This window comes from Pseudarthrobacter sp. NamB4 (assembly GCF_005796185.1).
Classification (GTDB): domain Bacteria; phylum Actinomycetota; class Actinomycetes; order Actinomycetales; family Micrococcaceae; genus Arthrobacter.
In genome coordinates this window covers 1-1675 of record NZ_VAHM01000036.1, presented here as the reverse complement: position 1 = coordinate 1675, position 1675 = coordinate 1, and the positions used below count along the sequence as shown (strand labels likewise).

2 protein-coding genes are annotated in these 1675 nt (G+C 65.1%); one reads left to right on the top strand and one right to left on the bottom strand.

All coding sequences use genetic code 11. The features are described 5' to 3' along the window. The coding region (locus FDW81_RS18255; protein ID WP_205754638.1) for a hypothetical protein at nt 1–248 on the top strand (248 nt) is incomplete at its 5' end. Between the two features lie 66 nt (nt 249–314). Here FDW81_RS18255 and FDW81_RS17915 read toward each other — a convergent pair. Next, entirely contained in the window at nt 315–1589 is a 1275-nt protein-coding gene (locus FDW81_RS17915; RefSeq protein WP_240720416.1) for a beta-galactosidase domain 4-containing protein, read from the bottom strand. Nucleotides 1590–1675: the final 86 nt, after the last annotated feature.

The following is a 1675-nucleotide window of genomic DNA, read 5'->3' as shown; positions in this document are numbered from 1 at the left end:
GCTTCAAGAACCTTTGCAAGTCGGCGCTTCCGGCGACTAGCGGCTCCCTCAACCTTCCCTACCTGCATCCGGCGCGCCAGCAGGCGTGCCATTTCAGGCTGTTTGTCAGGGGGTTGGTCGCTATTTTTCCGCTTCAGCGGCGGCGACTCAGAAAACAATACACGCCCGCAAGCCCCTCAGCAAATCCCCGCCCGCGGCAGGTCAGTGCCCCCAAAAACACCGGAAAACAGGGGTTATTAGGGGCATAAGGCGAGCAAAAGAGCCCTCGGGACAGGACAGGCTCGGCTATGTAGTGGCTCACATATCGCGCCGTGTCACTTCGGCACCCTTAAGCTAAGGGTGAAGCCGGCTTCCTGCGGCTTGAGGCGGTACCGCTCCAGCACGCCGGGACCACAGGCAGCCGTTCCCACTCCACGAGGGGCATGGTCCAAGTAGACGTAGCTCCGTCCGTCGGCCTTCAGGTCTGGCCGATGGGCCGCTGCATCCAGAACATCCTGGCTGTAGGGCCGGACGGTCAGCGCAAAGGGAGCACCGGAAATCTCCAGCTGCACCGCCCCGAGCCGAACTGCAACCGATCGAACCCCTGACCGGGCTCCGCACTCCTGCGGCCGCACGTAGTCCACGTCCATCTCAGCCAGTGGCAGCGAAAACCAGCCCATGCGTGCCCCCTGACCGGTGTCCGGGTAGCTCTGATGAGGACCCTTGCCGCACCAGCTCACTGATTCGGTCCCGTCAGCCAACACCAGTTCCAGCCCTATCCTGGCCCACTCCACCTCGAACCCTCGGTTGACCCACTCACCGTCAGGCCGGACCCCGGTCCGGAGCGCAACCGCTTCGCCATCGGTGGTCCAGGTGAAGTCAACGAACACCCCATACTGCTTGCCGGCTGCACTTACCCGCGTGTGGACCTTCAGCGCCTGTCCGCCCTCCGGGTGAACCTCCGCGCTGATGCCCAGCAATCGGGTGCGGAGCAGGTTCAGCCTGGCATCTTTCCACTGGGCCGCGAGCGGCCGGTCGTCGGCGCCATCCCATTCCCGCCCCAGGTCGTTGTCGGTAGGCGGCCACCACAACGATAGCCCCAGCTTCTCCACCGGCAGGCCGCCACGGGAAGTGGGCGTGCCCGTGGCCCTGCTCAGGACCAGTGGGCCGAGCGTCAGTTCGCGGTCGCTCAGGACAACCGGTTCAAAGGGTTGTGGCTCAACTGGATTCGCAGGCTGGCGGACTGACTGCCCCCAGGCAACCTCGTGGCCGGCTGCAGCCCAGGCGCAATCAGCGGCAAGGACGGCGCTGACGGTGAGTACGGCAGCCTGGCCTTCGGGCAGCCCGGCCGCCAGGGCAGGCAGCCCTTCAGGCAGCTGCACAAATGCCTCGCTCTGGGCCGGCACGGGCGCAACCTCCACCGTCCCGGCGTCGAGAGCGCCGCCGTCGGCCATTACCTCGAAGCGGAAGCCGAAAGCCGCCGTGTCCGCAAAGTCCTGGCCGTTGCGCAGAGAGAAGCTGGACCAGTCATCGGCCACCATGATGCGCAGCGGCTCGATGACCTTCTTGAAGTCCAGCAGCCCAGGACGGGGTCTGCGATCGGCATCCACCAGCCCGTCCGTTTTCCCGCTTCTGGCAGTTTGGTGGTTAAAGCAGCAGGGCCCTGACGTCGTTTGTCAGGGCCCTGCTCAATTTA